The 23,016-nt window shown below is 44.1% G+C and carries 21 protein-coding genes; 1 reads left to right on the forward strand and 20 read right to left on the reverse strand.

Annotated features, from left to right (window positions below; genetic code table 11):
- The 7 genes from FD47_RS03475 to parE all read right to left on the reverse strand — a co-directional run.
- Positions 1 to 602 (reverse strand): M20/M25/M40 family metallo-hydrolase (locus tag FD47_RS03475; protein ID WP_156404141.1); only part of this gene is annotated, 602 nt, incomplete at its 3' end.
- Positions 603 to 850: 248 nt separating this feature from the next.
- On the reverse strand, positions 851 to 1,384 hold the full coding sequence (msrA, locus tag FD47_RS03480) for a peptide-methionine (S)-S-oxide reductase MsrA (RefSeq protein WP_054733180.1): 534 nt from the start codon (positions 1,382 to 1,384) through the stop codon (positions 851 to 853).
- Between the two features lie 28 nt (positions 1,385 to 1,412).
- Entirely contained in the window at positions 1,413 to 1,847 is a 435-nt protein-coding gene (gene msrB / locus FD47_RS03485; protein WP_054733178.1) for a peptide-methionine (R)-S-oxide reductase MsrB, read from the reverse strand.
- Positions 1,848 to 2,166: 319 nt separating this feature from the next.
- Positions 2,167 to 3,093 carry a manganese-dependent inorganic pyrophosphatase gene (locus FD47_RS03490; RefSeq protein WP_054733175.1) on the reverse strand — a complete coding sequence of 309 codons (927 nt, stop codon included), beginning with the start codon at positions 3,091 to 3,093 and terminating at the stop codon, positions 2,167 to 2,169.
- A gap of 31 nt (positions 3,094 to 3,124) precedes the next feature.
- On the reverse strand, positions 3,125 to 4,084 hold the full coding sequence (locus FD47_RS03495) for a LysR family transcriptional regulator (protein ID WP_056980051.1): 960 nt from the start codon (positions 4,082 to 4,084) through the stop codon (positions 3,125 to 3,127).
- A 190-nt stretch (positions 4,085 to 4,274) separates the two neighbouring features.
- Complete coding sequence (parC, locus tag FD47_RS03500; RefSeq protein WP_054733172.1) at positions 4,275 to 6,713, reverse strand: DNA topoisomerase IV subunit A; 2,439 nt, start codon at positions 6,711 to 6,713, stop codon at positions 4,275 to 4,277.
- A gap of 20 nt (positions 6,714 to 6,733) precedes the next feature.
- Positions 6,734 to 8,689 carry a DNA topoisomerase IV subunit B gene (parE, locus tag FD47_RS03505; protein ID WP_054733168.1) on the reverse strand — a complete coding sequence of 652 codons (1,956 nt, stop codon included), beginning with the start codon at positions 8,687 to 8,689 and terminating at the stop codon, positions 6,734 to 6,736.
- 149 nt (positions 8,690 to 8,838) lie between these two features.
- Here parE and plsY point away from each other — a divergent pair, with 149 nt between their 5' ends.
- Positions 8,839 to 9,474 carry a glycerol-3-phosphate 1-O-acyltransferase PlsY gene (gene plsY, locus FD47_RS03510; protein WP_054733165.1) on the forward strand — a complete coding sequence of 212 codons (636 nt, stop codon included), beginning with the start codon at positions 8,839 to 8,841 and terminating at the stop codon, positions 9,472 to 9,474.
- A 105-nt stretch (positions 9,475 to 9,579) separates the two neighbouring features.
- On the opposite strand, the gene FD47_RS03515 is transcribed toward plsY, so the two are convergent.
- The 13 genes from FD47_RS03515 to smc all read right to left on the reverse strand — a co-directional run bounded on the left by FD47_RS03515 (position 9,580) and on the right by smc (position 23,009).
- The gene (locus FD47_RS03515; protein ID WP_054733162.1) at positions 9,580 to 10,455 is read right to left on the reverse strand and encodes an aldose 1-epimerase family protein; all 876 of its coding nucleotides are present in this window, start codon (positions 10,453 to 10,455) and stop codon (positions 9,580 to 9,582) included.
- Positions 10,456 to 10,484: 29 nt separating this feature from the next.
- The gene (gene hslU / locus FD47_RS03520; RefSeq protein WP_054733158.1) at positions 10,485 to 11,900 is read right to left on the reverse strand and encodes an ATP-dependent protease ATPase subunit HslU; all 1,416 of its coding nucleotides are present in this window, start codon (positions 11,898 to 11,900) and stop codon (positions 10,485 to 10,487) included.
- Positions 11,901 to 11,914: 14 nt separating this feature from the next.
- Positions 11,915 to 12,457: an ATP-dependent protease subunit HslV gene (gene hslV, locus FD47_RS03525; RefSeq protein WP_008214587.1), complete on the reverse strand. Its 543-nt coding sequence runs from the start codon at positions 12,455 to 12,457 to the stop codon at positions 11,915 to 11,917.
- Positions 12,458 to 12,468: 11 nt separating this feature from the next.
- Entirely contained in the window at positions 12,469 to 13,404 is a 936-nt protein-coding gene (gene xerC, locus FD47_RS03530) for a tyrosine recombinase XerC (protein WP_056980052.1), read from the reverse strand.
- Between the two features lie 198 nt (positions 13,405 to 13,602).
- The gene (rplS, locus tag FD47_RS03535) at positions 13,603 to 13,965 is read right to left on the reverse strand and encodes a 50S ribosomal protein L19 (protein WP_008214583.1); all 363 of its coding nucleotides are present in this window, start codon (positions 13,963 to 13,965) and stop codon (positions 13,603 to 13,605) included.
- A gap of 89 nt (positions 13,966 to 14,054) precedes the next feature.
- On the reverse strand, positions 14,055 to 14,852 hold the full coding sequence (gene trmD / locus FD47_RS03540; RefSeq protein ID WP_054733193.1) for a tRNA (guanosine(37)-N1)-methyltransferase TrmD: 798 nt from the start codon (positions 14,850 to 14,852) through the stop codon (positions 14,055 to 14,057).
- Entirely contained in the window at positions 14,842 to 15,372 is a 531-nt protein-coding gene (gene rimM / locus FD47_RS03545; RefSeq protein ID WP_054733155.1) for a ribosome maturation factor RimM, read from the reverse strand. The genes trmD and rimM overlap by 11 nt, the downstream gene beginning before the upstream one ends.
- 65 nt (positions 15,373 to 15,437) lie before the next feature.
- Positions 15,438 to 15,686, reverse strand: coding sequence for a KH domain-containing protein (locus tag FD47_RS03550; RefSeq protein WP_008214577.1), 249 nt, complete (start codon positions 15,684 to 15,686; stop codon positions 15,438 to 15,440).
- A gap of 17 nt (positions 15,687 to 15,703) precedes the next feature.
- Entirely contained in the window at positions 15,704 to 15,979 is a 276-nt protein-coding gene (gene rpsP, locus FD47_RS03555; protein ID WP_008214576.1) for a 30S ribosomal protein S16, read from the reverse strand.
- Between the two features lie 107 nt (positions 15,980 to 16,086).
- On the reverse strand, positions 16,087 to 17,523 hold the full coding sequence (gene ffh, locus FD47_RS03560) for a signal recognition particle protein (protein WP_054733152.1): 1,437 nt from the start codon (positions 17,521 to 17,523) through the stop codon (positions 16,087 to 16,089).
- 13 nt (positions 17,524 to 17,536) lie between these two features.
- Positions 17,537 to 17,884 (reverse strand): putative DNA-binding protein, encoded by a 348-nt coding sequence (locus FD47_RS03565; RefSeq protein WP_008214572.1) that lies wholly within the window; start codon positions 17,882 to 17,884, stop codon positions 17,537 to 17,539.
- Between the two features lie 118 nt (positions 17,885 to 18,002).
- Complete coding sequence (gene ftsY, locus FD47_RS03570; RefSeq protein WP_054733148.1) at positions 18,003 to 19,457, reverse strand: signal recognition particle-docking protein FtsY; 1,455 nt, start codon at positions 19,455 to 19,457, stop codon at positions 18,003 to 18,005.
- Positions 19,458 to 23,009 carry a chromosome segregation protein SMC gene (smc, locus tag FD47_RS03575; protein WP_056980053.1) on the reverse strand — a complete coding sequence of 1,184 codons (3,552 nt, stop codon included), beginning with the start codon at positions 23,007 to 23,009 and terminating at the stop codon, positions 19,458 to 19,460.
- Positions 23,010 to 23,016: the final 7 nt, after the last annotated feature.

A 23,016-nucleotide genomic window follows, 5' to 3' on the forward strand; every position in this document is an offset into this window, starting at 1 on the left:
TGAAATAAAGTTTTCAGACGGACCCTAATTTGGTCGGCAGAAAACTTGAACGGGTTAAGCGGCGTATCCTGGGTTAACCAATCAAGCGGTTCACCGCTGGGTTCTGCGACAATTGCCGCATCAACATCGTCTAAATAACCGTGTTCGGCGAAATATTGGGCGCCCTGCATATGGTTCACCGTACTGGACTCTTCACCAATTGTAACGAGCAGCCGAATGGTCCCGTTAATTGGCTGGCCCGCCTCTTTTAATTCAATCATTGTGATCACTTCGGCAGCTAACCCAGCTTTCATATCACTGGTGCCACGGCCGTACATACGATCACCGATCACTTCGGCTCCCAACGGGCTATGAAGCCATTTGGACCGATCACCAATGTCTACGACGTCCTGATGCCCCGTCAGCACAACAACGGGGCTCACTAAGTTACCAATTTCGGCAACTAAATTGAACCGCCCCGGCTCGACTTCAATCGTTTTTCCGTGAATCCCGTAACCTTCCAAATAGTGTGATAAAAATTTGGCAGTCGCTTCTTCACGCCCGCCAATCGTATTTATTTTAACTAAATCGCTCAACAGTTTAACTCGATCTTTGCGGTCCATTATTCGCTCAACTCCTGTGAATTATCGCCGGCCAAGTGTCCAATAACCAGTCAATCAATTTGATTTATTAGTCCATTATAGGCTATTCCGCTCGCTAAAGGAAATGTTTCACAAATTTTATCAAGTAACGGCTGAAATAACAAAAAAGACCGGTAAGTAATCCCCGGTCAATTGATATTGATAGTTTTCATAACAGGTAGAAAAGACGTTCACGAAATCAATGAACAACAATCACTAAAGAAACAACCTTATTTCTCTGGTTGTGAGGATTTCCAGTGGTCTTTAATAAATTGGTCGCGACCGCCAGCCTCTTCCAATTGATAACGGAACGGATTCTTCTTGTAAAACTGTTGGTGTTCTTCTTCGGCAGGATAGAATGGTTTTGCATCCTCAATCTGAGTCACAATTGGCTTATCAAACAAACCATTCTTCTGAAGCTCAGCTTTCGATGCTTCTGCAACTTTTCGCTGTTCGGCATCCTTCACGAAGATGACCGGTCGATAGTTGTCACCACGGTCTTGAAATTGTCCCATTGCATCCGTTGGGTCGGTCTGTTGCCAGTAAATTTGAACCAATTGTTTGTAGCTAATGATCTCAGGATTAAACGTGATTTTAACGGCTTCAGTGTGCCCGGTCGTATGGCTGCTAACCTGTTCGTAGGTTGGGTTGGCAACGTGACCACCGGTGTAACCTGAAACAACCTTGTCGATGCCAGGCATTGTGTCAAACGGCTTGACCATACACCAGAAACAACCCCCAGCAAAAATTGCTGTATCTTCCATTCATGACACCTCTCTTAGTCTATATCAATCATTTTTTAAATAATGCCGCGTACTTTTCATATCCTTGAGCAGCTAGTTGATCTGCAGGAATAAATTTTAACGCAGCTGAGTTGATGCAATAACGTTGCCCACCCGCGTCTTTGGGACCGTCTGGAAAAACATGGCCTAAATGAGACTGCGCGTGATTACTTAAGACTTCTTCACGAATCATTCCGTGCGATAAATCTAAGTTTTTAGTGACCTGGGATGAATCAATGGGCTTCGTAAAGGATGGCCACCCACAGCCGGCATCATACTTATCTGCTGAAGAAAATAATGGTTCACCACTCACGACATCAACGTAAATGCCGTCCTGATAAAAGTCATCATATTGGCCGCTAAATGGCGCTTCAGTTGCGGCGTGTTGCGTAACCGCGTATTGTTCAGGCGTTAATCGTTGTTTCAAATCTTTTTTATCAGCCATTTTGACCCCTCCATCAAACTAAATTGTGCACAATTTAACCACTTTTGTCATTATAGGCGGATCACCAAAAGATGTAAACCAATATGGTTGAAAAAATTGAACTGATTGCGGGTTGATTCCTTATTCGCATTTGCGCAGGTGCCCCATTGTCTGGATCAACGGGGCCACTAATAACGAGCTCATATCGTTACTCACCAAGTCAACTGAAGGTCATTTGAAATGAAAAAGGGCCGGTGCAAAATTTTTCGTTTTGTCCCAACCCCGACAAATCACCTTTAGGTAAGGCAAATTAGTCTTTTAACTTTTCAGATTTAAACCATTAGCTCAATGCATCGGTTAATGGTGGTACAACTTGCTTCTTCCGGGAAACAACTCCGGGTAGCGGCATTGTGTCGTTAGCAAATTTAGCATTGAAGGCTTTCTCAACGGCATCCAGTGGTTCGCCAACTGCCAGCAGCTTAGAATCACTATTCAAAACATTTGTCACTAGCACTAAGAACAGATCATAATTCTTGTCGGCAGCTTCCTTAGTCATTGCATTCTTGATATCGTCCTTACGATTGTCAATATCTTCAAAGTCAACGACATTAATTTGATCAATCCGAACACTCTTGCCACCCATTGTGAATGACTTGGCATCCGAATCAATCAGCTCCTGATCACTTTTTGCCGCAACGTTAGTGCCTGCTTTCAGCATTTCAATGCCGTACTTCTCATAGTCGATGTCAGCAATTTCGGCAAGCGTCTTCACGGCGATTTTGTCTTGATCAGTGGTAGTTGGTGACTTTAAAAGCAAAGTGTCAGAGATGATCGCTGATAGCATGAGACCAGCTAACTGGGCCGGAATCTCGATCTTATTCTCATCGAACATTTTAACAATCACCGTGCTGCAGCAGCCCAATGGTTCAGCGCGATAGAACAGGGGTTGTTCAGTTTGGAAATTTGAAATTCGGTGATGATCCACAACGTGGGTGATGGTGACGTCCTTAATGTCACTGACACTCTGCTGAAATTCATTATGGTCAACCAGCATAACGGAATCCACCTCATTGCTGGCAGTCTTGATAACCCGGGGTGTTGGTTCATCAAAATAATTTAACACGAAGTTGGTTTCAGGATTTGGATTCCCTAAAGCAACGGCTTCAGTATCGTAACCTAACTTATTTTGAAGATATGAAAAAGCCTTAGCTGCAACAATTGCATCTGTGTCCGGATTTTGGTGACCAAAAACTAATTCTTTACTCATTTTGCATAATCTCCTTTATTCCTTAATCCACTTAATCGGCCAATCGCGACAAATAATCCTTGGTTGACAGGTACTCATCAAATTTGGATAAGAACCGGCCAATTCTTGGAATGTCGTTTTTATTTTTGCGATAAACAAATTTCAAGTCAAACTTAATTTTGGGATCAAACTCCGATACAAAAATGTCCTCAGTCGTTAAATCCTTTAAATTAATGTTGACCATATATGACTTTGGTAGTGCCGTATTGGTGCCAGTGTTAATTGCAAACTTCAGAATTTGCTCAGGCATTGTATATCGCGCTGCCGCAGTTGGGAAATCGACCATCTGATTTTTGAAGGTTTCTCGCAGGGTCTGATTCAAATAATAATCTTGAGGATACATGACCCACGGCCGGTCGTTAACGTCCTTTAGACGAACCTTCTTTTTCTTAGATAGGTCGGAATTGTGATGAATTAGAAGCAAATCATCCGAAATAATGTTCTTGGTACTATATGGTTTCCAATTTTTGATAGATTCATCCGGCAAATACATAATTGCCAGATCAATTTTATTATTTTCCAGGCTTTCCCAAATTTCTTTTCGGGTTAACATGTGAAAATTAATGACCAAATCTGGATTTTCCCGATATAGCTCGAGAGCAAAATCTTCAAACACTTTGGTTTCAATTGAGGCTAGGATGCCAAGATTGATTTCACCATTGGTTGAGCTGGTTGCCTGTTGGATTTCATCGGTGGCATCGTTCAGCAAATCATAGATTTTGTGGGTGGTTTTAAGCATGATATAGCCCGCATCGGTCAACCGTAACTTCTTGCCAACCGAATAAAACAGTGGCGTTTCCACTGTTCGCTCTAATTTCTTGATTTGTTGGGTCAATGCCGGCTGGGTAATTCCCAAAATCTGGGCAGCCTGAGTGTAATTCATTGTATCAGCCAACTGAAGAAAATACGATAATGTTTTTGACGAAAAAATGCTTTCCTGAGTGGTTTTCATTCAGTCTCTCCTTATGATGTAACCGTGATCATGACGATTACGGTGAACTTTAGTAATAATAGTTTACCATATTGAATCCACTGCAGCTACAAGCCGAAATATCACCGAATTCAATGCAATAACTTATATTCACTATTACAATTAATTATAATTCTAAACGCGACAACATTCAATCTCAGAAACCACTAAATTAATTAATTGTCAGCTCAGCTGGCTTTTCACGAATTGAAATTGGCGTCCCTTCAGTATCGATATCGACCACGAACGATCCGTTTGAATATCGACCCCCAAGTGAAAATTCAGATGGTTGAATGTCATGTACTCGTTGACGATCGGTTAGAACTTCTAATGGTCGCTCATCAGAACTAATAACGGTGAAGTCAACAACTCGGTGCGAATGATGTTTAAGCTCGCGCAAGATCATGACGCCCTTCCGTGCTCGGGACGTTGTTGGAATCTCTGAAACCGCCAACTTTTTAAATGCCCCTCGTTGGGTAATGATTCCGATGACCGCGTCGTCAGAGATCAGCTGTAGGTTAACAACCATGTCATCGTCTCCTAGATTTTGCGATTTAACTCCGGTCGTTCGAGCTCCGTTTACCGGTACCTCGTTGATTTCATATCTCAGTGCGAGACCGCGCTTTGAGATTAATAATAAGTTCCCAGTTGGATTACCGTCAGGTAAGTATTTAACAGCGACAACGCGAGCAGAATCCTCTTTAAGCTTTTCGAACGTATAAGCATGCTTTTTATAGGTTCGCCCGGGTGCCAGATCAGCTAAGCTTGTTCGCTTAATATGACCATCGTCGGTCGCAATTAAAAATTGTCCGGGAGCTTTTAGCGTATTAAAGGCAAACGTTCCAATGATCTCTTCATCATTATCCAAACCAATTGTCTGCGAAATATGTTCACCAGTATCCTTCCACTTTACATCAGCAATCTCAAAGACTGGACGATAAATAAGATTTCCCTTACTGGTAAACATAAACAGATGGTCTCTTGCGTTCATTTCTTTTAAGAAAATCGGATAATCTTCATCTTTTAACCCGTTGTCGTCACCAGAGGCCTTGTACGAACGAACGCTACTCCGTTTAATGTAACCATCATGACTAACCATCACAACAACATCTTCATCAGGAATGATCACGTCGGTATTAATTTTAATAGCGGCGACTTTTGCTTGAATCTCGGTTCGGCGAGGATTGCGATAGGTTTTGGCAATTGTTCGAAGTTCTTTGGCAAGCACGTTGTTTAGTTCCTTTGGATTATCCAAAATGTTCCGAAATTCGGCGATCTGGGTAGCTAATGCCTTGGCTTCATTTTCGAGCTGGGTGACGTCGGTATTCGTTAACCGGTAAAGCTGCAAGGCAACGATCGCATCAGCCTGCTTTTCAGAAAAGTCGTATTCCTTCACCAAATTATCGCGAGCATCCTTACGATTTTTACTTGCTCGAATCGTCTTGATAACGGCATCCAAAATTGAAAGAGCTTTAATTAATCCCTGAACAATGTGTTGACGATCCAATGCCTTCTGAAGGTCAAACTGGGTTCGTTTCTTAATGACTTCCTGTTGAAAGGCGAGATAGGCAGTTAAAATCTTTTTTAAGCCTAATCGTTCAGGCCGCATATCACTGATTGCCACCATATTGAAGTTATACGAAATTTGCAAATCGGTATTTTTGAATAAGTAATTCAAAATCCCATTGGCATCAACGTCCCGCTTTAATTCAATCACAACGCTTAAGCCTTCACGATCACTTTGATCACGCACTTCAGCGATGCCATCGACCTTCTTGTTCAAGCGGATCTCATCAATTCGTTTGACCAGCATGGCCTTGTTAACTTCATATGGAATCTCACTTACCACGATCTGAGACTTATTGCCCTTTAAAGGTTCAATCCTAGTTCGCGAGCGGACCATAATTTTGCCACGACCGGTTTCATACGCTTTTCTGATACCGTCAATCCCCTGCACGATTGCCCCGGTTGGAAAATCGGGACCCTTTACAAACTGCATCAGATCATCCAGCGTTGCGTTGGGGTGCTTTTGCAAATACAGAACGGCATCGATGACTTCTCCCAGATTATGCGGCGGAATATCCGTCGCGTAACCAGCAGAAATTCCAGTTGACCCATTAACAAGCAGGTTAGGAAACCGTGACGGTAAAACGGTTGGTTCATATTCGGTGTCGTCAAAGTTCAGTACCCAATCAACCGTGTCTTTGTCAATATCCCGCATCATTTCCGTGGATATCTTACTAAGGCGGGCTTCGGTATATCGCATGGCAGCTGGCGGATCACCGTCCATTGACCCATTATTCCCATGCATCTCAATGAGTGGTTCACGAACTTTCCAGTTCTGACTCATTCGAACCAGGGCCTCATAAATTGAACTGTCGCCATGGGGATGAAAGTTCCCCATCACATTTCCAACGGATTTGGCCGACTTTCGAAACGCTTTATCGTAAGTATTGCCATCCTTGTTCATAGCGTATAGGATTCGTCGCTGAACCGGCTTTAAACCGTCACGGATGTCAGGCAGTGCCCGCTCTTGAATAATCGAACGAGAATAGCGGCTGAATCGTTCCCCCATGACTTCTTCGAGGGTTAAATTTTCAATTTTACTCACTTTAATATTCCCCCCGGTTGTTATTTAGCAGTATTGTCAAGGATGCTGCCCTCTTCTTCAAGGTTAAATTTCACATTTTTTTCAATCCATTTTCGACGGGGCTCAACTTTATCCCCCATCAGGGTTGTAACCCGTCGTTCGGCCAAAGCGGCGTCATCAATTCGAACTCGAATCAGCGTTCGGGTTTCCGGATCCATCGTCGTTTCCCACAATTGATCAGCATTCATTTCACCCAAACCTTTAAAACGTTGAAGGCTATATCCCTTGCCAAACTTCTTCGAGACTTTATCTAACTCTTCATTGGTCCAGGCATACTGAATCTTGGCGCGCTTACCAGATCCTCGTTGAAGCTTGTAAAGTGGCGGTAACGCAATAAAGACCCGACCATTTTCAATCATCGGTCGCATATATTTATAAAAGAACGTCAATAACAGGATCTGAATATGGGCACCATCATCATCGGCATCGGTCATGATAATAATCTTATCGTAGTTAGCGTCGTCAATATTAAAATCAGCGCCAACGCCGGCCCCAATTGAGTAAATCATCGTGTTAATTTCTTCATTTTTCATGATTTCAGGCAATTTCGCCCGTTCAGTGTTCAACACCTTACCACGTAACGGTAAGATAGCTTGATATTTCCGGTCTCGGCCCTGTTTGGCCGAACCGCCGGCAGAATCACCTTCGACAAGGAAAAGTTCATTTCGGCTGTGGTCTTTCGATTGCGCTGGGGTTAATTTACCGGATAACAGGCGTTCCTGCTTTTTATGCCGCTTACCACTTCGGGTTTCATCCCGAGCTTTTCTAGCGGCTTGCCGGGCCTGTCTCGCTCTGAGTGCTTTATGAACCAGCATCTGCGCGAATTCACCATTCTCCATCAAGTAATAGCCTAATTTTTCACTCACCACGCTGTCGACAATTGAACGTGCTTCAGGAGTTCCAAGCTTTTCCTTAGTTTGGCCTTCAAACTGGAGAATCTCTTCAGGAATTCGAAGTGAGAGAACGACCGATAAACCTTCACGAACGTCGCTGCCTTCAAGATTTTTATCCTTTTCCTTTAGAAGTTCCACCTTACGCGCGTAATCGTTAAACGCCTTGGTCCATGCGTTACGAAGGCCAGCCTCGTGTGTGCCGCCATCCTTGGTTCGAACGTTGTTAACAAATGACATCATGGTTTCAGAATAGCCGTCATTATACTGAGCAGCAACTTCAACCTCGACACCATCTTTCTTACCATCAAAGTACATGACGTCGCCCAATGTATGCTTGTCTTCGTTCAGATATTGGACAAACTCCTTGATACCTTCTTCGTAATGGTAAGTTTCTTCCTGTTCTTGACCAGGTCGCTCATCTGTTAAGGTGATCTTGGTGCCCTTCAGCAGAAAAGCCGACTCACGGAGCCGTTCTGAGAGCGTTGAAAAATTGTAAACCGTGCTGGTGAAAATTGTCGCATCTGGTTTGAAACTGACGGTTGTCCCATTATGACTGCGAGTTTTTCCAAGTTTTCGCAGGGTTCCAACCGGATGGCCACCGTCTTTGAAATCCTCTTCATACTTATAACCATCGCGGACAATGATGACCTTCAGCCAGGAAGAAAGCGCGTTAACCACGCTGGCACCAACCCCGTGAAGCCCTCCAGAGGTTTTATAGCCACCCTGGCCGAATTTACCACCAGCGTGCAACTGAGTAAGAATAACTTCCGGCGTTGGTTTGCCTGATGCATGCATTCCTACGGGCATTCCACGTCCATGGTCAACGACGGTAATACTATTGTCTTTATGAATGGTGATTTGAATTGCGTCTCCATAACCAGCTAATACCTCATCAACGGCATTATCCACAATTTCATATACTAAGTGGTGCAGCCCACGGTAATCCGTTGAGCCAATGTACATACCGGGACGTTTTCGAACAGCCTCGAGTCCTTCGAGAATTTGAATCGAGGAATCATCATATTTTTGTTTCTGTTTTACCATTTCGTCGTGACTCCTTTTTAAAAACAATCTACTTCATCATAACCTAATTTCCCGGGTTTGAAAACGAAATTTGTTGGCGGAAGTGAATTTATCATGCTAATATTAGAGGTACCATTAAATTAATAAAACCAATTATAGTGGGGTTGAGCATGAATTCTAGTATTGTCGAAATTATATTATCGTTAGTTATCGCTTATTTACTTGGATCGATTCCAAGTGGCGTCTGGATTGGTAAGGTCTTTTTCCATATTGATATTCGGCGTCACGGATCAGGTAATATTGGGACGACCAACACCTACCGAATCTTGGGGCCCGTTGCGGGATCCATCGTGATGATCATGGACATCTCAAAGGGCGCTGTTGCGACCCTCCTACCGTCCATGCTTCATATCAGCGGGATTTCTCCCTTGATATTTGGTTTAGCGGCCATCTTAGGCCATACCTTCTCAATTTTTGACCATTTTAAGGGCGGAAAAGCAGTCGCAACCAGTGCCGGAATGCTTTTAGCCTACCAGCCACTGATGTTTGGCGTTGCCGCCGGAGTTTGGATCGTCATGATCCTCTTGACCAGTATGGTCAGCCTGGCTAGCCTTGTCGCGTTTCCTTGCGTGACGATTGCCATCTTCTTCACCCATGATACCTTCCTATTCATTTTGGCAGTTATCCTGACTGGCTTTATCTATTATCGCCATCGCGGCAATATTAAGCGGATTATCAAGGGTACCGAAAATATGGTCCCGTTTGGGCTTGGCAACGCGTTACGGACCCGCCATCAGCAATCTTAGCCTTTCGGAGGCTTTTGAACGGTACCAGTTAAAAGCGAGCGATTCGATTATGAATTGCCCGCTTTTTTGTTTCCTGTTTTTTTGTGAATCAGTCGATTACCTAATCTAGAAGAAGCTGATTTGATAACCGGAATTAAACGTTTGTCCACCAGTTAGCCGATTGATGGCAAATTTATCCACGAGTTGACCGGTGGCGTCGGTGGTATCAGCTAATCCCCACCAGGGTTCGATACACACAAATGGTGCCTGCTTGGGATAGGGCGACCAAATTCCGACGTAGGGGGCGTCCTTCAAGGACAGCGCAATTCCGTGATCGTCCAACGTGTTCGATAACATCACTGTCGTTTGCTGACCATTAAGACTTAGAACCAGGGCATCACTGTTAAAAAGCTCATGATCCAGAGTCAATGGTTTGGTAAGGTCAAGCTCCTTTGGATCGTTCGGATCGCTATACGGGGGCTTTAATGGGATTCTGCGATAGATTTGTTTGGGCGCAACCCGCACAAAGTAGTCCCCGAACCCGCCATCATTAGATTGTAACGGAACATTAAAACCCGGATGAGCCCCAATTGAAAACAATAGATCATGGGAACCGGGATTTTTAACACTCAATGAAACCCGCAGTTCATGATCAACGATCTTAAACGAAACCGTTAACACGAAGTCAAATGGATACTTGACTAGCGTTGCCGCTGATTGGGTAAGCTGCAGCGTCACTTCTGAATCAGTTTGATCGACAATTCGAAACGCCTGATCACGGGCAAAGCCGTGTTGAGTCATTTCATATTGCTTCCCTTGATAAGTGTATTCATTATCCTTCAAACGACCGACAATCGGAAATAGGATTGGTGCGTGCCGCCCCCAATAATCCGGGTCTGCCTGCCAAATATATTCGGTTCCGTCTGAAGATTTGACACTGGTTAGTTCTGCACCAAATTCATTTACAAGAACCGTCAAATATCGATTCTTAAGGGTTATCATATTCTGCCTCCACCGCTCTTAATGATTGTTTAGAGAATGTAACGTGAAAGATCCTTATTTCCAGCCAATTTACCAACTTTATCATCAACGTATTTTTCAGTGATCGTAATGTCACCCATCTGCATGTCTGGACCTTCATATAGAATATCTTCCAGTAGTTTTTCAAGAATGGTATGCAACCGGCGGGCACCAATGTTATCGGTATTGTGGTTAACTTCGGTGGCAATTTCAGCGATTCGATTAACCGCTTCAATTGTGAACGTCACCTTAATATTGTCAGTACCAATTAACGCGATGTACTGCTTGGTCAACGAATTTGTTGGTTCAGTCAAGATCCTGACAAAGTCATCCTTTGTCAGGTCCTTTAATTCAACTCGAATTGGGAAGCGTCCCTGTAATTCAGGGATTAAATCAGACGGTTTACTTTCAGCAAAGGCACCTGACCCAATAAACAGCATGTGGTCGGTATTGACCGGTCCGTACTTAGTATTGACTTGAGAGCCCTCAACAATTGGTAAAATGTCCCGTTGAACGCCTTCACGAGAAACTTCGCCACTATTTTTGGTGTTTCCGGGGGCAATCTTGTCAATTTCATCAATGAAGATAATCCCAGTGTTTTCGGCGCGCACAATTGCGTTATGGTAGAGATCAGCCTTATTAACGAGTTCTTCGGATGCCTGACGAATTAAGATTTCCCGGGCTTCACTAACAGGAACGGTTCGTTTAATCTTTTTCTTCGGCATCAGACCAGAGAGGGTATCATTTAAATCAATCCCCATCTGATTCAACATGGTATTTTGTCCGGAAGCTTGTTGTGAAGGATCATCCATTTCAATTTCAACCTGGTCATTCTCAAGTAATCCAGCCCGAAGTTTATCAGATACAGACATTCGTTTCTCCCGAATATCATCAGTCACCTCTTCTTGATCATCTTGATTTTCAGGCGTTGGCGTCTGCCCATTTTGCATTTGCGTGAACATGTTCATCAGATTTTGCATGTCATTTTGGCGGTTTTTCTTTTTCTGAGCGGGAACCAGCAGCTTGACCAATTGATTGTTCGCCTGTTTTTCAGCATCGGCGCGAACCTGCTTGTATTCATCTTCGCGTTCCAACTGAATGGCATTTTCAACCAAATCCCGGACCATTGATTCAACATCGCCACCGACATAGCCGACTTCAGTGAATTTAGTTGCTTCAACTTTCACGAATGGCGCGTTGACAATTTTTGCCAACCGACGGGCAATTTCAGTTTTACCAACACCGGTTGGGCCGATCATCAGTAAATTTTTGGGTGAAATTTCATCCTGCATTGCCTTAGAAAGCTGCATCCGCCGATAGCGATTTCGAAGGGCAACGGCGACGGCTTTCTTAGCTTCGTCCTGACCAATAATATACTGATCCAGAACTTCAACAATTTGTTTTGGGGTTTGAGTAGATTCTGTCAATTCAATGTCTCCTCTTATAATTCTTCAGAAATGACGTTTTGATTGGTAAAAATATCAATATTACCAGCAATATGGATTGCGGCTTCCGCGATTTCTCGGGCAGTCATATTTTCGGCGTGATGTTTCATTGCAGTCGCTGCCGCTAAGGCAAAGTTGCCGCCAGAACCGATGGCGAGAATATCATCATCAGGTTCAATGACTTCACCCTGCCCGGATACCATTAATAGATCCTTATTATTCATGACGATTAAAAGAGCTTCCAACTTCTGGAGTTGCTGATCGCCACGCCAATCTTGGGCAAGTTCAACGGCTGAACGTTTCAAGTCACCATCAAACTGGTTTAACTTCTTTTCAAATCGTTCTTCAAGGTTGAAGGCATCGGCAACGCTGCCAGCAAAACCCACAACGACTTTTCCGTCGTAAATCCGGCGAACTTTATGAGCAGTTCCCTTCATAATTACTTTTTCACCCATTGTGACCTGCCCATCACCAGCCATGGCAAGATGGCCGTTATGACGAACGGCGACAATTGTTGTTGCTTCAAATTTAATTGGCATAATAAACTCCTTTATCGTTTTGGTTTTAATGAATCATTGTTTCTTGGAAAATATTTTTGATAATCACTCATCAAGTGAGATTTGGTGACGTGGGTATAGATTTGGGTGGTTGATAAACTGCTGTGCCCGAGTAACTCCTGGACGGAGCGCATATCAGCGCCATTATTAAGCATCTCCGTGGCAAATGTATGTCGCAACATATGGGGATGAATACTCGTTGTCAAACTACTCTGCTGAATGATGCCATCTAAAATATACTCAATTCCCCTTGAAGTCAACGGTTTACCATAATGATTAACAAATAGATAATCATGACCCTGATGATATTTAGTCATTAAAGGGGCCCGCGATTCGCGCAAGTAGTCCCGTAAATCCGTTTCGAGCTGTTCGCTGAAGGGCACAAACCGCTGCTTACTGCCCTTTCCAGTTACCAAGATCGTCCGATTATCCATATCAATATCTTTGAGGTGAATTGTCACGCACTCACTAACCCGAATGCCAGTAGCGTAGAACAACGACAGGATCGCAGTGTTTCGCAGTGCAACTACGCGTTCTCCCTTCTTAGCCGCAGAAAAGAGCGCTTGCATTTCATTGGGATAAAAGAACTTGGGCAAGTGGCGATTCTGGGCCCGCAGATGGACATAGGCAAATGGATTAACAGCTACCACTTCATTTTTGATTAAAAAATTATAGAACGCCCGCAACGCCGATACTTTCTGGGCAATTGAATTTCGAGCGTAGTGGTGATCATATAAGTGCGTTAAGTATGCTTCAACATCGTAGGCATCAATTTTAACTAACGGCTTAGTTTGCCCACCATCATTCAAAAATGTCAGAAATTCATCGAGACTAATCTGATAGGCTTCCACTGTATCTGAAGCGTAGTGGCGCTCACTCTTAAGATATTTTAAAAACCACTTAATTATCTTTTGATCATCATCTTGCATCCTCTCACCTACCTAACCACACGCGGTGCAGTAAATCACAAAATTACCACTTCTTTTATAATATCAAATATAAACGATGATTACTCGTTATGACTAGAAGTTTTCATTTTTTTAACCGTTTCTCAAACATTTGTTCGGTAATTTGATTATCCAAATAAAAGACCGCACCCCTTACGGATACGGTCTTTTATTTGTAAATTAGCTACGTGGCCGAACAGAAGCTTTAATACGAGCGGCCTTACCTTGTAAGTCACGCAAGTAATAGAGCTTAGCACGACGAACGCTACCATGTCTGATAACTTCAAGTTTATCAACTCGTGGTGAATGAAGTGGGAAGATACGTTCAACGCCCACACCGTTACTGATCTTTCGAACAGTGTATGTAGCTTGAATGCCTGCACCCTTGCGCTTAATTACAACGCCTTCAAACAATTGAATCCGTTCTCTGGTACCTTCGACAACCTTAACGTGAACCCGAACAGTATCTCCGGCACGGAAATCTGGGATGTCTTTACGTAGTTGCTTTTCGTTGATCATGTCGATCAATTTATTTTGTCGCATAAACAAATCTTCCTTTCACTAACATTCATTATCTTGTTTGACAGCGGAATGTTGTTTTGCGGCTTGCGCCAACTGACAGTTTAACACAGTTACGAACCCTCTGTAAAGGGATTTTTCTTGTCAGTTGAATCCTGTCGCTTTTCTTCTTCCTCAATCCGAACATCGGCAAATAACTTTTTTTGGGTACTGGTCAGCTTGGAGTGATCAATCAAATCTGGCCGCCGAAGATACGTCCGCCGGAGGGCTTCCTTCTGATTCCAAAGGGCAATCTTTTGGTGATCGCCATTCATCAAAACGGGTGGCACCTTCATCCCACGAAAATCAGCTGGCCGGGTATATTGGGGTTCTTCAAGCAACCCGGTGGAAAACGATTCTTCGACTTTTGACTGATTATTTCCCAATACACCGGGAATAAGGCGCGTAATCGCATCAATCATCACCATTGCCGGGAGTTCACCGCCCGTCAGCACGAAGTCACCCAATGAATACTCATCAGTGACAATCGATCGAATCCGCTCGTCATAGCCTTCATAGTGGCCGCAAATGAATGTGAGATGCTCATCTTTCGACAGGACTTCGGCGTCATGCTGCTTAAACGGTTTTCCGGCGGGATCCATTAAGATAACCCGACCTTTAGGTAACCCGTCTTTTCGGGCGTTTTCCTGCGTGTGCTCAAACGCATCAATAATCGGTTGGGCCTGTAAAAGCATCCCCGCCCCACCGCCAAACGGATAATCATCAACGTGCCGGTGCTTGTCGGTTGTAAAGTCACGGAAATTTGTAACGTCAAGTGAGAAAACATGATCCTCAATTGCCCGGCCAAGAATTGAATCGTGCATTGGGACAGAAAACATTTCCGGAAATAGGCTTAAAACATCAATCTTCATCATTATCCAACCCTTCAGGAATGCTGACATCGATCCGCTTCTGATCCAAATCAACTTTCTTAATAACCGAATCAATCTTCGGCAATAGTAAATCACTTTTAGCCGGGCGTTGAACAACCCACACATCGTTGGCTCCTGGAGAAAGGATTTCTTTAACTTGACCAATCTTTTGGCCATTATCGTCAAATACGTCTAACCCAATAATTTGATGATAGTAATATTCACCAGGTTTTAAGTCATCCTCAGATAAACTCGTTTCGTCAACAAATAGCGTTGAGGGCTTTAAAAATTCAACGTCGTTAATGCTGGGGTAGCCCTTAAAGTGCAATAGGATGAATGACTTATGTTTTCGAACGCCATCAATCTGCAGGGCGATCATTTTCTCGCTCTTTGGCAGCTTAGCGTAAACGGTATTTCCCTTAACAAACCGTTTTTCCGGAAAATCTGTAATTGAAATCACTCGAACCTCGCCTTTGAGTCCCTGAGTGTTGACAATCTTGCCAATGTTATAATAATTCATCGAATCCTCCATTACTCAAATAAAAAAGCTCTCAAACAAAACGTTCGTTTCGCTTAAGAACCCCTCTATTGATTTTCATCGTCAACAATTAATCGCGCCTTTTTAGGGCCGTCAACCGGCACACTATAAACGACCGTCCGAATTGTCTGAATCACGTGACCGTGTTTTCCGATAATTCGACCAACATCCTCTTCATTAAGCCGAAGATGATATTCCATAAAACGGTCCGACTCGTTGTGCGAAATCTGAATTTCGTTCGGATAATCAACTAACGGTGAAACAATCTTTTTAATTAATCCATCAACATTAACCATGATGATAAATCACTCACTTACTTTTTTGAGTATTTAGCTTCGTGATATTTTTTCATAATACCGGCGTCTGATAACAAGTTCCGAACGGTATCAGATGGTTGAGCACCATTGTTTAACCAGTTCATAATTGACTCTTCTTCAAGAGTAACCGTTGCTGGGTTGGTTAATGGTGTGTAAGTCCCAACGTTTTCGATGAAACGACCATCACGAGGGCTGCGTGAATCGGCAACCACAATCCGGTAATAAGGACGCTTCTTTGAACCCATGCGCTTTAAGCGAATCTTTACTGACATGTATTTTACCTCCTATAATCATTTAACGATTAATAATATACCAGCATTTGAAGTGGTTGTAAAGGTTTTTTTCTTTACACCATGAAAACTCCGGTCAGGATTGCGTTCTACCGCTTCTTACGCTTCTTCTTTAGTCGTTTGCGCTTATTCTTTTTCATCTTCCGACTCATTTGCTTCATAGCCAGATTAGAAAGCTTACCACCCATTCCAGTCTGATTCATCATGTTTTCCATGCCTGACATATTTCCTTTGGAAACTTTGTTCATCATGGTCTTCATTTGGTTAAACTGCTTGATCATCCGGTTGACTTCCTGAATTGGTCGACCGGATCCCCTTGCAATCCGCCGTCTTCTGGAAGGATTCATAATATCTGGATCGGTTCGTTCCTGCTCGGTCATTGAATAGATGATTGCCTTTAAATGGTCCATGTCCTTCGGATCCATATTAACATTCTTCATGGCCGGGTTATTGGCCATTCCGGGAATCATCTTCATAATCTCGTCAAGCGGCCCCATTTTTTGAATCTGATCCAGCTGATCCAGAAAGTCGTTGAAATCAAAGGAGTTTTCCTTAATCTTTTCGGATAATTCTTGGGCCTGTTTCTCGTCATATTCCTTCTGAGTCTTTTCAATCAGCGATAGCATATCGCCCATTCCAAGGATTCGAGAAGCCATCCGATCCGGATGAAAGACGTCCAGATCGGCCATCTTCTCACCTTGACCAACAAATTTGATTGGTTTGCCGGTCACGGCTCGAATTGAGAGGGCTGCCCCACCGCGGGTGTCACCATCCAGTTTGGTTAAGACCACCCCGGTAACGTCAAGGGTTTTATCAAAGCCCTCAGCGGTTGCCACGGCATTTTGCCCGGTCATTGCATCAATAACTAACAGAATTTCATTAGGATGAACCGCTTCTTTAATATTCTTAAGTTCATCCATCAGCTTTTCGTCAATTTGCAGGCGCCCGGCTGTATCAATAATCACATAATCATTGTGATCTTCCTGGGCCTTCTTAAGCCCCTGTTTGACAATTTCAACCGGATCAACATCGGTTCCCATCTCAAAAACAGGAACGTCAATTTGTTGACCAACCGTTTGTAATTGCTCAATCGCAGCTGGCCGATACACATCATCGGCAATCAGCAACGGTCTGGCGTTCTGTTCGTTCTTTAATTTAAGCGCTAATTTCCCAACGGTCGTCGTTTTCCCGGCCCCTTGAAGTCCGGACATCATAATAATGGTCGGAATTTTCGGTGCCTTATTCAGGCCAACGGCTTCTTCGCCCATCGTTTTGGTTAATTCCTCATCAACAATCTTAACGATTTGTTGGGAAGGATTTAATCCCTCAAGGACTTTAGAACCCTTTGCCCGATCCTCAACGGTCTTTACAAATTGCCGAACAACCTGGAAATTAACGTCGGCTTCGAGTAATGCCAACCGGATTTCCCGCATGGTTGCCCGAAGATCGGCTTCACTGATTTTACCCTTACCACGAAGCTTGCGCATCGCGTTTTGTAATCGTTCGGTTAGTCCTTCAAAAGCCATCTTTTCACCACTCTCATTCTTCCTCAGTCGTCTCAAGACTACTGATCATTTTATTTAACTCCGCGTCGTGCGGATATGCTTTGGCAACGTATGCTTGAATTTGATCGATCTTTTGATTGCGTTCAACAAAGCTATGGTACAAGTTCAATTTCGTTTCATATTGCTGCAGAATCTTTTCCGATCGCCGGATATTATCATAAACCGCCTGACGGCTAATATCATACTCTTCCGCAATCTCACCTAAAGAAAAGTCATCCCCATAGTACAGTTGAATATAGTTTGCCTGCTTTTTTGTCAGCAGCGGCTCATAAAATTCAAATAATGAGTTAATATAGTTGGTTTTTTCAAGTTCATTTGCCATGCCATTACGCCTCAATTTCTCCGACGAATTGATTCATTAACCCTACTGGATCACTGATCAATCTGCCACTCTTAGATTACCGGTCTTTTAAAGGGCCGTCAACTGACAGTCAATCCAGCTATTCGGAAATTAATCCTTTAAACAATCCATAAACAAAGTCGTTTGGATCAAATGGCTTTAAATCACTAGCCTGTTCACCCAAACCAACGTACTTAACCGGCAAGTGTAATTCAGAGCGAATGGCCAGCACAATTCCCCCGCGGGCAGTCCCATCCAACTTGGTCAGGACGATTCCGGTCACGTCGGTAGCTTCCTTAAACATCTTTGCCTGAGTCATCGCGTTTTGGCCGGTCGTTGCATCTAATACCAGTAATACTTCATGGGGGGCTTCGGGAATTTCCCGGGTCAGAATTTTTTTCATCTTAGTTAATTCATTCATCAAATTGACTTTATTTTGCAGGCGGCCGGCCGTGTCTACCAGCAGGATGTCATAGTTTTCATCCCGAGCCTTCTTAACGGCATCAAATACGACCGACGATGGATCACTCTTAGGTTTGCTCTTAACAATATCAACGCCATCTCGTTTGGCCCAAACATTTAACTGCTCAATTGCCCCGGCTCTAAACGTATCGGCGGCGGCTAAAACAACTTTTTTACCCTGTTGTTTGTACATTTGTGCCATTTTGCCGATGGTCGTAGTTTTACCAACTCCGTTAACCCCAACCATTAGAATGACGGTCGGGCCGCTTTTAGCCATGTTAATGGCATTGTTCTCGCCGTTACCCGCCTGATCATACATATCAATCAGCTTTTCAACGATCACGTTCTGAACGTCTTTAGGTTTCTTTGCGTTCTGCAGCTTAACTTCTTCCCGCAACTCATCAGCAATTCGCATTGCCGTTTCGAAACCAACGTCGGATTCAATTAACATGTCTTCCAAATCATCAAAGAATGATTCGTCAACGTGCCGGAAATTAGCCAATAGCGCGTTTAATTTGGCACCGAATGACGATCGAGACTTCGCGAGTCCTTTTTCATAAGACTTCGTCCGGTCAGTCACATCCTGGTCATCGCCAGCGGCTGTCTCATCAGGTTGATGAGGTGTTTGGTTAGCAGTTTCAACTTTTGATTGATCCGCTGCAGAACCGGCAGCGGACTGCGAAACGGGTTCGGATACCGATTGACCTTCTGGCGTTGCCCTTAAACCCGAGCCAGCTGACTTAGGTTCGGACTGGGTGTCACTTCCGGCTGTAGTCGGTTTATCGGATTGAGCGGACTCAGGGGCAGCGCTTGGGGGCGTCAGTGGTTCAGCCGCTTCACTGCGGTGCCCTTCAGATGACGATTGTGAAAAGGCCGCCTGTGAAGACGCCGATGCTACGGGTTCGGATTGAGCTGCTGTGGAATCCGCGGCAGATGACACTTCTTGTGAAGCACTTGATTGCGCACTTTCGGAAGTCGGTTTCTCCTGTTCTTTGGCAACTTCTGATTCCGGGGTCTCCGGCTTTTCACTTGGTTGATTTTTTTCAGTTTTGTCTTTTTTGGAACGCCGGCGAAATATATCAAATAATCCCATTTAACTCACCTCTGTTTTTAAATTATCCAAACTAACACTCACAACCTTCGACACACCAGACTCCTGCATGGTGATCCCATACAGCGTATCGGCATATATCATGGTTTCCTTTCGATGGGTAATCACAATAAACTGAGTCTCATCACCAAATCGTTTGAGGTACTTAGCGAACCGATCAGCGTTAAAGGGGTCTAGGGCCGCTTCTGCTTCATCCAAAATGCAGAAGGGTACCGGTGACACCCGAATAATGGCAAACAGCAATGTGATTGCCGTCAGGGCCTTTTCACCTCCGGAAAGCAAGCTTAAACTGCGGTAGTTCTTGCCGGGGGGCTTGACCATGATTTCAATTCCAGTTGTGAGCATATCGTTTGGATCGGTCAAGACCAGCTTAGCCTCACCACCACCAAACATTTCCACGAACACCTTTGAAAATGAGTTAGCAACTTTATCAAAAGTCTGCTTAAACTTGCTGGCAATCGTTGAATCCATTTTGCCCATTGTGGCGGTGAGGTGATTCTTTGCTGTTAATAAATCTTGTTGCTGCTTCATTAGAAAATTATAACGGTCGGATACGTCGTGAAATTCTTGAATGGCAGAAATGTTCACCGGCCCGATCTCTTCAATGCCCATTTTAAGCATCTTAATTTGACCAGCCACCGCATCAGCATCCCAATTCCACTTTGGGTTCCCCAGTACTTGGGGATCAATCGAATACTTTTCCGAAAGCTTGGTATACGATACGCTGATTGCCTGCTGAAGGCTTGAAAGTTTTGTCCCAGTCGCCTTGAGTTCGTACTTGGCATTATTCAAATTTAGCTGGGCTGTTCGGATGGCATTCTGTATTTTTTCATAGGTTTGATCAAGACGATCAACGGCAACTTTTTTCTCGTTAAGATCCGCTGACAGTGCTGCCTGCCGCTTTGTCTGCTTGGCAATCTGCTCATCCAGTTGGGCTGGATCAACTTGTTGCTGTAAATCCGCTTTCAAATCCTGCAGCTGTGTCGTAAGCCGGGTCTTTTGGTTGTTCAATTGTAACAATTGATTGTCCAGACTCCGTCGTTGATCCTGATATTGTTGAAGCTGTTCCTTAGTGACAACGACCTGATCGTGAAGGGACTGACGTTTTTTTGCATACTCGTCAGCCAATTCCCGGACGCGGCCAAGGCGGGCTTGATGATCCAAAACCGCCTGATTATTGGCGGCCAACTGCTTTTGAATCGCCGCTTTTTGTTTTTGAAGATCAGTATCTTGATCAGCAGAGTTGAGATTTTGCGCGTTTTGAAGCGCCAGTTTCATTGCTTCGACTTCGCGAGTTTCAGTAGCGATGGCGGTTTCTAACAACTTTAGATCCGCAGCTTGGTGGTTAATTCCCTGTTGAACTTCAAATGCTCGTTGACGACTGCGATTATAGGCTTCCTGAATTTGCTGAAGGGCGTTCTTGGCTTCTGCCAATTGGGTTTCTTTGGCAGCCAACTTGTTTCCCATCTGCTGAGTGGCCTTCTGCAGATCGGCAAGTTCAGTTTGGTTGATCAAGACGCCCTGATTAGTTGCTTTATTGGCACCACCGGTTAGTGAACCACCGGCATTGACGACTTGCCCATCCAGCGAAACAATTCGGGTTCTGTGCTGAATTGCGCGACTGATAGCAATGGCATGATCCAAATTATCAGCGATTATTGTGGTCCCAAGAAGTGATTCGTTGATGTCAGCAAATTGTTCCGGCATCGTTACCAAAGAAGCGCCAACCCCTATGTATCCGGGAAACTTCTCAGCTTGAGCGACCAGCGATCGGTTCAAATAGCGCGGCTTGATAACCGTTACCGGCAGCAGAGTAACTCGGCCATAGCGATTAGCAGTCATAAACTTGATTGCGTTAGAAGCAGCCGCGTTATCTTTGACGATAATGTGCTGTGCCTGACTGCCAAGGGCCGTGTCAATGGCTTTTACGTATTGACTATCAACCTGTAAAAAATCAGATACTGGGCCAAAAATCCCATCCAGGTGCGCTTTATTTTTAAGCAGGTTCGCCGGTCCCCGATAAAAGTTCCGATACGAATCATGAAGGGCTTGAAGCGAGTTCTGCTTTGCTTTGGCCTGCTCGGCAACTTTCAAAGCATTTAACCATTCGGTTTGATTTTGGTCAACCGTTGCCTGCTTAGCGGTTAGTAACTGCTTTAAATGAGCAAGCTTTTCCTGGACGGCTGCCAAGTCAGCTTTGCTTTGAGCAAGTTGCTGACGCTTTTCGGTGAGCTGTTTTTGTCCGTCAGCCAGTTTCCCAGTCAGCTGAGAAATGCGGGCTTTTTGGGATTTTGCCTGCTCTGCAAGTCGATTTTGATCATGTTGTGACATTGTGAGTTGATTGTTGATTGCCGTTTGTTCCTGCATCAAATCAACGTACTGACTCCGCAATTGTTCAATTTTCTTCTCAATTGCCGGGACATTATTGGCCTTGGCCGCCTTTTCAACGGCCACCAGCCCCGCTTGCCCAGTCCTTAAACTATCCTGGGCATGGGAAATGGCTGTCGCAGACTTATCAATTTTTTGCGCCAGCTCGTGAATTTTCGCCGTAGTTGCACTAATTTGATCAGAAATGCGCTTCACATCGGCATTTTTAAAGCTATTTTCCTGAGTTGAGAGTTGCTTCTGACTCGTTAATGTTTGAATTTTCGTATTGATGGCAAGTATTTCAGCATTCCAATCATCAATCTGTTTTCTTCCGGCAGATAATTCTTGTTTAACGGCGTTGCCGGACTGTTCGTTTTGATCGACTTCTTTTTGAATCTTGCTAACAATTTGTTGACTCTGTTTCAACTGATCGGTCGTCTGTTTGATGGCTGCCTGCTGATCCTTAGCTGTCAGAATAAGCTGCTTTTTTTCAAATTCAGCAAGCCGTTTCTTTTGATCCAAGTAGTCAGTTGCTTGACTGCTCTGCTCTTCTAATGGCGCCAACCGGCTCTTGAGTTCCTGGATAATGTCATTGACCCGGTTCAAGTTGTCGGAAGTTTGCAAAATTTCAGTTTGGGCCGTGGTCTTTTGGCGTTTATATTTATAAACCCCCGCCACATTTTCGATGATTGACCGCCGATCAACCGGTTTACTATTAAAAATTTCCTCAACATTCCCCTGGGAAATAATTGAAAGCGTTCCCTGGCCGATGCCAGTATCCATGAATAAATTGGTTACATCCTTCAATCGACACTGCTTTTCATTGATAAAATAAGCACTGTCACCATTCCGAAAGAGTTTTCTTGCAACTTTGATCTCAGTGAAGGGGGAATCCAAATAATGATCCGAGTTATCCAACAACAAAGTGACGGCCGCCATATTTAACGCCCGTCGATCTGCAGAACCCGAGAAAATCACGTCAGGCATGCGCGAGCCCCGCAAATTCTTCGCAGACTGCTCACCTAAAACCCAACGAATTGCCTCGGCAATATTACTTTTACCGCTCCCATTTGGGCCAACAATTCCCGTCATCCCATTTGGAAAAGAAATTTTAGTTTTTTCGGCAAAAGATTTAAAGCCAATGATTTCAATGGATTTAAGTTGCACGGTGTTT

Source organism: Lentilactobacillus parafarraginis DSM 18390 = JCM 14109 (assembly GCF_001435895.1).
GTDB lineage: Bacteria > Bacillota > Bacilli > Lactobacillales > Lactobacillaceae > Lentilactobacillus > Lentilactobacillus parafarraginis.

What these genes read in the sequence shown, in the direction of transcription:
- msrA (WP_054733180.1), bottom strand. Translation starts at nt 1,384, where the DNA reads ATGGAAGATACAGCAATTTTTGCTGGGGGTTGTTTCTGGTGTATGGTC.
- msrB (WP_054733178.1), bottom strand. Translation starts at nt 1,847, where the DNA reads ATGGCTGATAAAAAAGATTTGAAACAACGATTAACGCCTGAACAATAC.
- FD47_RS03490 (WP_054733175.1), bottom strand. Translation starts at nt 3,093, where the DNA reads ATGAGTAAAGAATTAGTTTTTGGTCACCAAAATCCGGACACAGATGCA.
- FD47_RS03495 (WP_056980051.1), bottom strand. Translation starts at nt 4,084, where the DNA reads ATGAAAACCACTCAGGAAAGCATTTTTTCGTCAAAAACATTATCGTAT.
- parE (WP_054733168.1), bottom strand. Translation starts at nt 8,689, where the DNA reads ATGGTAAAACAGAAACAAAAATATGATGATTCCTCGATTCAAATTCTC.
- plsY (WP_054733165.1), top strand. Translation starts at nt 8,839, where the DNA reads ATGAATTCTAGTATTGTCGAAATTATATTATCGTTAGTTATCGCTTAT.
- FD47_RS03515 (WP_054733162.1), bottom strand. Translation starts at nt 10,455, where the DNA reads ATGATAACCCTTAAGAATCGATATTTGACGGTTCTTGTAAATGAATTT.
- hslV (WP_008214587.1), bottom strand. Translation starts at nt 12,457, where the DNA reads ATGCCAATTAAATTTGAAGCAACAACAATTGTCGCCGTTCGTCATAAC.
- xerC (WP_056980052.1), bottom strand. Translation starts at nt 13,404, where the DNA reads ATGCAAGATGATGATCAAAAGATAATTAAGTGGTTTTTAAAATATCTT.
- rplS (WP_008214583.1), bottom strand. Translation starts at nt 13,965, where the DNA reads ATGCGACAAAATAAATTGATCGACATGATCAACGAAAAGCAACTACGT.
- trmD (WP_054733193.1), bottom strand. Translation starts at nt 14,852, where the DNA reads ATGAAGATTGATGTTTTAAGCCTATTTCCGGAAATGTTTTCTGTCCCA.
- rimM (WP_054733155.1), bottom strand. Translation starts at nt 15,372, where the DNA reads ATGAATTATTATAACATTGGCAAGATTGTCAACACTCAGGGACTCAAA.
- FD47_RS03550 (WP_008214577.1), bottom strand. Translation starts at nt 15,686, where the DNA reads ATGGTTAATGTTGATGGATTAATTAAAAAGATTGTTTCACCGTTAGTT.
- rpsP (WP_008214576.1), bottom strand. Translation starts at nt 15,979, where the DNA reads ATGTCAGTAAAGATTCGCTTAAAGCGCATGGGTTCAAAGAAGCGTCCT.
- ffh (WP_054733152.1), bottom strand. Translation starts at nt 17,523, where the DNA reads ATGGCTTTTGAAGGACTAACCGAACGATTACAAAACGCGATGCGCAAG.
- FD47_RS03565 (WP_008214572.1), bottom strand. Translation starts at nt 17,884, where the DNA reads ATGGCAAATGAACTTGAAAAAACCAACTATATTAACTCATTATTTGAA.
- ftsY (WP_054733148.1), bottom strand. Translation starts at nt 19,457, where the DNA reads ATGGGATTATTTGATATATTTCGCCGGCGTTCCAAAAAAGACAAAACT.